We start from the raw sequence: 6,482 nt of genomic DNA on the forward strand, positions 1-6,482 counted from the left end.
GCCCGCACCCGTGGCGGCGACGCCCCTTCGGCCCCGCGCACCCGCCAGGGGCCGCTAGGCCGCCCGACACGCGGGAAGGCCGGTCACCGAGGTGACCGGCCTTCCCGGGAGGGGCGCCGAACCCGGAATCACCCGGGGACGGATCGGATCAAGCCCGCTCGAAGTCGCCCGCGAGCGCGGACGCGATCCGCAGGTGCGACGCCGCCTCGTCGGCCCGGCCGAGGCGCTGCAGCGTGCGTCCCAGCATCAGCCGGGCGTAGTGCTCGACCGGGTCGAGCTCCACGAGGGCGCGCAACTCGGTTTCGGCGCGGCGCAGTTGGGCCGAGTGGTAGTAGGAGCGCGCCAGCAGCATCCGGGGTCCGGTCTGCTCCGGCACCTCCTCGACCAGGCTGCCCAGCACCAGCGCCGCCGAGGCGTAGTCCTTGGCCTCGAAGAACAGCTGCGCCCGCTCCCAGCGCTCCGCGGCCGTCCCGTGGTCGTAGTACGTCATGTCCACCGCTGACCTCCTTCGACGAGGCACAACCGCGCGGTTTGGTTGAATATTCCACGAACTGTCGAGGTGTCCCGGGACGCCTCGGGTTGGCTACGCGCTGCCTGGGGGCGGCTACGAGCTGCCCCGGGGCGGCTATGCGTCGGCGAGTTCCGCGTTGGCCCGTTCCGTGACGAGGGCCAGCACGCGCCCGGCGGTCGCCAGGTCCTCGGCCGGGATCCCGGCGTACACCCGGGCCGCGATCTCGTTGCCTGTGGTGCGGATCGACTCGAACAGCTCCCGGCCGCCGTCCGTGAGGGACACCTGCTCGGGCGTCGGCTCCGCCAGGAGCTTCAGTGCCGTCATTTCTTCGACGGTCCGCCGCGCGGCCGATTCCTCGATCTTCAGCCCGCCGGTCAGCCGGCCCACGAGCCGGGCGCGCTCGAGGGTTCCGCCGTTGTCGGACACGGCCCGCAGGGCCACGGACTGCTCGAAGGTGGTGCCGCTGCGGGCCAGCACCCGCTCCAGGGCGGCGCGGCTCGCGTAGTGGGCGAGGCCGATGACCTGGCCGTTGACGGGGGGAACGGTGACGGGGGGAACAGAGGTGGTCATGACTACTCCTCGGATGAAACCTCTTCGGAAGTAAGTGAAGCCTCGCCGGAAGGCGACTCGGCTCCGGTGTGCGGATCGAGCGGTACGTCGAGCAGGACGGCCACCTCGCGGCTGAACGCCCGTGTGCGCTCGCCGCCGAGTCCGCCCAGTGGTTCGAGAAGCTGCTCCAGCAGGCCCTGGACCACGGTGATCGCACGGCGGGTGATCGCGCGCCCGTCCTCGGTGAGGGACAAGCGCACCGCGCGGGGGTCCGCCGGATCCCGGGTGCGGTCGAGAAGGCCGGCCGCCTCCAGGGAACGGGCCAGCTTCGAGACGTACAGCGGTTCCAGTCCGGTGTGGTCGGCGAGCCGGCGCTGACTGGGGCGATGCCCGTCCCGGTTCATGCTGTACAGCGATGCCACCAGCGAGTACTGCGCGTGCGTCAGGCCCAGCGGGCCCACCGCCCGGTCGACCGCGACGCGCCATTTCATCGACAGGCGCCAGACGAGGAAACCGGGCGTCGCGTACTCGGATACCGACTTCGCTGAACTCATGCAAGAAACAGTACATGGCTACTATGTCCATGGCTACTATTTCCTCGAACGGCCCGCCGTATGGCGTACGGACCTGGGGACCGTGTCCCGGGCCGCCGCGCCGGTTCTGAGCCAAGTGCCCCTCAATGGGCGGATCGATGGCCTGACGAGAGGTCCTCGACGGGGCTAGGTTGGGCCCATGAGCAATCTTGATCGGGAGGCGGTTCCCGCCCCCTGCGGTGGCCGCGGGTTCGTGGTGGCCGAGCCGGTGCGCGAACTCCTCAGCCCCCGCCGGGTCAAGCTCGGCGAGTCCACCGAAGTCCGCCGTCTGCTGCCCAACCTGGGCCGGCGCATGGTAGGCGCGTGGTGCTTCGTCGATCACTACGGGCCCGACGACATCGCCGACGAGCCCGGCATGCAGGTTCCGCCGCACCCGCACATGGGCCTGCAGACCGTCAGCTGGCTGCACGAGGGCGAGGTGCTGCACCGCGACTCCACGGGCAGCCTCCAGACGATCCGCCCGCGTGAACTCGGCCTCATGACCTCGGGTCACGCCATCAGCCACTCCGAGGAGAGCCCCCGCGCGCACTCCCGCCTGCTGCACGGCGCGCAGCTCTGGGTCGCCCTGCCGGACAGTCACCGGAACACCGACCCGCGCTTCGAACACCACGCCGAACTGCCCGTCGTCACCGCCCCCGGTCTGCGGGCCACGCTCGTGCTGGGCACGCTCGACGGAGCGGCCTCGCCCGGTACGACGTACACGCCGATCGTCGGCGCCGACCTGGCCCTCGCGAGCGGCGCGGACGTACGGCTGCCGCTGGAGCCCGACTTCGAGTACGCCGTCCTCGCCATGTCCGGCGAGGCCCACGTCGACGGAGTACCGGTGGTCCCCGGCTCCATGCTCTACCTCGGCTGCGGCCGCACCGAACTCCCGCTGCGCGCCACGACGGACGCGGGCCTCATGCTTCTGGGCGGCGAGCCGTTCGAGGAAGAGCTGATCATGTGGTGGAACTTCATCGGACGGTCCAACGAGGATATCGCGCAGGCCCGTTCGGACTGGATGAAGGGCTCCCGATTCGGTGAGGTGGTGGGGTACGACGGGGCGCCGCTGACCGCTCCCGAACTCCCGCCCGGTCCGCTGAAACCGCGCGGAAGGGTGCGCTGACCTGGGGTTCCAGATCTGGCGCACGCCCCTCGCGGGGCACGGCTGTCCCCGCTCGGCACCCGGTGTTCCCGAGGGGCGATCGCTCCTCGGGAACACATCGAGGGACAAAGCTGCGTTCGCATGTCTCGCCATCTGTAGACGGGTTTAGTCAGCCCAGTGCTGACCCAGTGCTGACTTTCCTGACGGGACGTCAGCACTATTGTGTTGCTGTCGCAGCTGTCGCAGCTGTCGCAGCTGTCGCAGCTGTCGCAGCTGTCGCAGCTGTCGCAGCTGTTGGAGCACCCGCCCCGGAGCTGCCGCTCGCGTGTTGGCCAGGCCGATGCTGACCTTGGTGCCTTGTGCTGGGGCAAGGCGCCACCACGTGCCTGGGCAGCGATGCTGAGGAGAGGTCCGTGACGAGGGGGCTTTGTGGGAATCCGCCAATGCCCCGGCGTGCTGCTGCTGCCCTACTCACCCCTTGGGCGGACCGCCACGGGGAGAGTGCAGTTGTAGCGACGGGTCCCGGAAGCGGCATGTCGGCAAGTCGGGCTCTGCTTCGGAACGGGTGAGTGGCAGTCAGCAGATTCTTCGTCTGCTGGTGGTACACGGGTGTGCTGCCTGCGGGGCGCACGGGTGCCGATGAGGGGCAGGGGCGCCCCTGTCCAGTCGGCGTTCTGTGTGTTCGGATCCTTGACCCCCGCTCGGCCCTCCATAATGCTGTGTTGCGACACGTGAGATACGTGCCGTAATAAGCAACATTTGAATCAGATCTCGTACCAGCTGAGGAGTGGCCATGACTCACCAGGTCCGTGCTGTCGTCGCGCGGGGGAAGGGCGCCCCCGTCAGCCTGGAAACGATCATCGTGCCCGACCCCGGCCCGGGCGAGGCGCTGGTGAAGATCGAAGCCTGCGGGGTCTGTCACACCGATCTGCACTATCGCGAGGGTGGCATCAACGACGACTTCCCGTTCCTGCTGGGCCACGAGGCCGCGGGTGTCGTGGAGTCGGTGGGGGAGGGCGTCACCGACGTCGCTCCGGGTGACTTCGTCATCCTCAACTGGCGTGCCGTGTGCGGGCAGTGCCGGGCCTGTCTGCGTGGACGGCCGCAGTACTGCTTCAACACCCACAACGCCAAGCAGAAGATGACCTTGACCGACGGCACCGAGCTGTCCCCGGCCCTGGGTATCGGCGCGTTCGCGGAGAAGACGCTGGTGGCGGTGGGGCAGTGCACCAAGGTCGACCGGGCGGCATCGGCGGCCGCCGCCGGACTGCTGGGCTGCGGAGTGATGGCGGGCATCGGCGCGGCCATCAACACCGGCAACGTCGGACGCGGTGACAGCGTGGCGGTCATCGGCTGCGGTGGTGTGGGGGACGCGGCGATCGCCGGCGCCCGGCTCGCCGGGGCGGCCACCGTCATCGCGGTCGACATCGATGACCGGAAACTCGAGACTGCGAAGAAGATCGGCGCGACCCACACCGTCAACTCCAAGCAGGGCGATCCGGTGGAGGCCATCCGCGAGCTGACCGGCGGCTTCGGCGCGGACGTCGTCATCGAGGCGGTCGGCCGCCCGGAGACGTACAAGCAGGCCTTCTACGCCCGCGACCTGGCCGGCACTGTCGTCCTCGTCGGCGTACCGACCCCGGAGATGAAGCTCGAACTGCCGCTGCTGGACGTCTTCGGCCGGGGCGGCGCGCTGAAGTCCTCCTGGTACGGCGACTGCCTGCCCTCCCGTGACTTTCCGATGCTCATCGATCTCTACCTGCAGGGCCGACTGGATCTGGACGCCTTCGTCACGGAGACCATCGCACTGGACGAGGTCGAGAAGGCCTTCGAGCGGATGCACGGCGGCGACGTACTGCGCTCGGTGGTGGTCTTCTGATGGCCGGCATGGCGGGTGCGCGCATCGAACACCTCGTCACCTCGGGGACGTTCTCCCTGGACGGTGGCACCTGGGACGTCGACAACAATGTCTGGATCATCGGTGACGACACCGAGGCCGTCGTCATCGACGCCGCGCACGACGCCGCGGCGATTGCCGAAGCCCTCGGCGGACGCACGCTGCGGGCCATCGTGTGCACTCACGCCCACAACGACCACATCGACGCAGCCCCCGAACTCGCCGACCGTACCGGTGCTCAGATCCTGCTCCACGGCGACGACCTGCCGCTGTGGAAGCAGACCCACCCGGAGCGGTCACCCGACGGCGAACTGGCCGACGGGCAGGTCGTCACGGTGGCGGGTGTCGAGCTGACCGTGCTGCACACTCCCGGCCACGCCCCCGGCGCGGTGTGCCTGTACGCGCCGGGCCTGAAGGCACTCTTCAGCGGTGACACGCTCTTCGCGGGCGGACCGGGGGCGACGGGAAGGTCGTACAGCCATTTCGGCACGATCGTCGACTCGATCCGGGACCGGCTGCTGACCCTGCCGGGCGACACGGTCGTGCACACCGGTCACGGGGAGACGACCACCATCGCCGCCGAGGCCCCGCATCTCCAGGAATGGATCGACCGCGGATTCTGACCGCTGCCGACCGCGCGGCGGCAGCCTCGTCCCGACATTCGAAGACGCTCGGCACTTGTTGACGTCTCAGCACTCGATGACGTTGACCGCCAGGCCGCCGCGCGAGGTCTCCTTGTACTTCACCTTCATGTCGGCACCGGTCTCGCGCATCGTCTTGATGACCTTGTCGAGCGAGACCACATGGGTGCCGTCGCCGCGCAGCGCCATTCGTGCCGCATTGATCGCCTTGACGGATGCGAGGGCGTTCCCCTCGATGCAGGGGATCTGGACCAGGCCTCCGACCGGGTCGCAGGTCAGCCCGAGATTGTGCCCCATGCCGATCTCCGTGGCGTTCTCGACCTGCTCCGGCGTGCCGCCGAGCGCCTCGGCGAGAGCGGCGGCGGCCATGGAGCAGGCGGATCCGACCTCGCCCTGGCAGCCCACCTCGGCCCCGGAGATCGACGCGTTCTCCTTGAACAGCGCCCCCACCGCGCCGGCGGCGAGCAGAAAGCGGACGGCTCCGTCCTCGTCGGCCCCGGGAACGAAGCGCGTGTAGTAGTGCAGTACCGCGGGCACGATCCCGGCCGCACCGTTGGTGGGCGCGGTGACCACGCGACCGCCCGAGGCGTTCTCCTAGATGATCAATTCCAAGGGGTCAGTGGTCATAGGCGGTCAGTGAGCGAAGGACGCGCGTTCCGGTGTGGTCGTTGTGCCAGATCGCGGCGGTCAGCGCGAGAATGCGCTGCATGACGCGGGCGACGACACCGCCGGGCGTGCGCCCTCGGTGCTGTTCGAGATCGAGTTGGCCCTTGAAGGTCTCGTTGACCGACTCGATGACCTGCCGCAGCGGCTTGAACAGGGGAGCTCCGGGCCGCTCCGGTTCGCCTTTGCGGGCCGGCCGCAGCAGCCGGATGTCCTGCTCGGCCAGCTCGTCTTCGAAGCCCCGGCCGAAGTAGTTCTTGTCGCCGATCAGCGTCTGGGCAGGACGCGCGGCGACGAGGCCGGGTTCGCCGGACAGGAGATCCAGCAGGGTCTCGCGCTCGTCGGCCTTGGCCCCGGTCAGGGCGAACGCGACCGGCAGGCCCTGGAGGGTGCACACCAGGTGCAGCCGCAGGCCCCAGAAGAAGCGGCTGTGACTGGCGCAGTATCCATACTCGGCCCATCCGGCCAGGTCGGAACGCTTGACGGTCTCGCGTGAACGGCCGCATTCCACCGGCGTGGAGTCCACGATCCACACGTCGTCGCT

General features: G+C 69.3%; 7 protein-coding genes and 1 pseudogene. 3 read left to right on the top strand and 5 right to left on the bottom strand.

What is annotated here, in order from left to right; genetic code table 11:
- Positions 1 to 148: 148 nt before the first annotated feature.
- The 3 genes from ACFYR3_RS23275 to ACFYR3_RS23285 form a co-directional block, all read right to left on the bottom strand.
- Positions 149 to 496 carry a tetratricopeptide repeat protein gene (locus tag ACFYR3_RS23275; RefSeq protein WP_389284647.1) on the bottom strand — a complete coding sequence of 116 codons (348 nt, stop codon included), beginning with the start codon at positions 494 to 496 and terminating at the stop codon, positions 149 to 151.
- Positions 497 to 625: 129 nt separating this feature from the next.
- The gene (locus ACFYR3_RS23280) at positions 626 to 1,081 is read right to left on the bottom strand and encodes a MarR family transcriptional regulator (protein ID WP_389284648.1); all 456 of its coding nucleotides are present in this window, start codon (positions 1,079 to 1,081) and stop codon (positions 626 to 628) included.
- A 2-nt stretch (positions 1,082 to 1,083) separates the two neighbouring features.
- Positions 1,084 to 1,614, bottom strand: a complete 531-nt coding sequence (locus tag ACFYR3_RS23285; RefSeq protein WP_389284649.1) for a MarR family winged helix-turn-helix transcriptional regulator — start codon at positions 1,612 to 1,614, stop codon at positions 1,084 to 1,086.
- Positions 1,615 to 1,792: 178 nt separating this feature from the next.
- Here ACFYR3_RS23285 and ACFYR3_RS23290 point away from each other — a divergent pair, with 178 nt between their 5' ends.
- The 3 genes from ACFYR3_RS23290 (at position 1,793) to ACFYR3_RS23300 (ending at position 5,257) form a co-directional block, all read left to right on the top strand.
- Positions 1,793 to 2,758, top strand: a complete 966-nt coding sequence (locus ACFYR3_RS23290) for a pirin family protein (protein ID WP_356780646.1) — start codon at positions 1,793 to 1,795, stop codon at positions 2,756 to 2,758.
- A 772-nt stretch (positions 2,759 to 3,530) separates the two neighbouring features.
- Entirely contained in the window at positions 3,531 to 4,616 is a 1,086-nt protein-coding gene (locus ACFYR3_RS23295) for an S-(hydroxymethyl)mycothiol dehydrogenase (RefSeq protein WP_099918851.1), read from the top strand.
- 8 nt (positions 4,617 to 4,624) lie between these two features.
- Entirely contained in the window at positions 4,625 to 5,257 is a 633-nt protein-coding gene (locus ACFYR3_RS23300; protein ID WP_261707614.1) for an MBL fold metallo-hydrolase, read from the top strand.
- A gap of 66 nt (positions 5,258 to 5,323) precedes the next feature.
- Here the strand turns inward: ACFYR3_RS23300 and ACFYR3_RS23305 are convergent.
- Positions 5,324 to 5,869 (bottom strand): annotated as a pseudogene (locus ACFYR3_RS23305) (L-serine ammonia-lyase, iron-sulfur-dependent, subunit alpha); the annotation flags it as partial.
- A 22-nt stretch (positions 5,870 to 5,891) separates the two neighbouring features.
- A partial coding sequence (locus tag ACFYR3_RS23310) for an IS982 family transposase (protein WP_389284650.1) occupies positions 5,892 to 6,482 on the bottom strand: 591 nt, incomplete at its 5' end.

This window comes from Streptomyces sp. NPDC005784, from assembly GCF_042871525.1.
Classification (GTDB): domain Bacteria; phylum Actinomycetota; class Actinomycetes; order Streptomycetales; family Streptomycetaceae; genus Streptomyces.

Excerpts from the sequence above, each read along its gene's own strand:
- ACFYR3_RS23280 (WP_389284648.1), bottom strand. The coding sequence starts at position 1,081 with ATGACCACCTCTGTTCCCCCCGTCACCGTTCCCCCCGTCAACGGCCAG.
- ACFYR3_RS23285 (WP_389284649.1), bottom strand. The coding sequence starts at position 1,614 with ATGAGTTCAGCGAAGTCGGTATCCGAGTACGCGACGCCCGGTTTCCTC.
- ACFYR3_RS23290 (WP_356780646.1), top strand. The coding sequence starts at position 1,793 with ATGAGCAATCTTGATCGGGAGGCGGTTCCCGCCCCCTGCGGTGGCCGC.
- ACFYR3_RS23295 (WP_099918851.1), top strand. The coding sequence starts at position 3,531 with ATGACTCACCAGGTCCGTGCTGTCGTCGCGCGGGGGAAGGGCGCCCCC.
- ACFYR3_RS23300 (WP_261707614.1), top strand. The coding sequence starts at position 4,625 with ATGGCGGGTGCGCGCATCGAACACCTCGTCACCTCGGGGACGTTCTCC.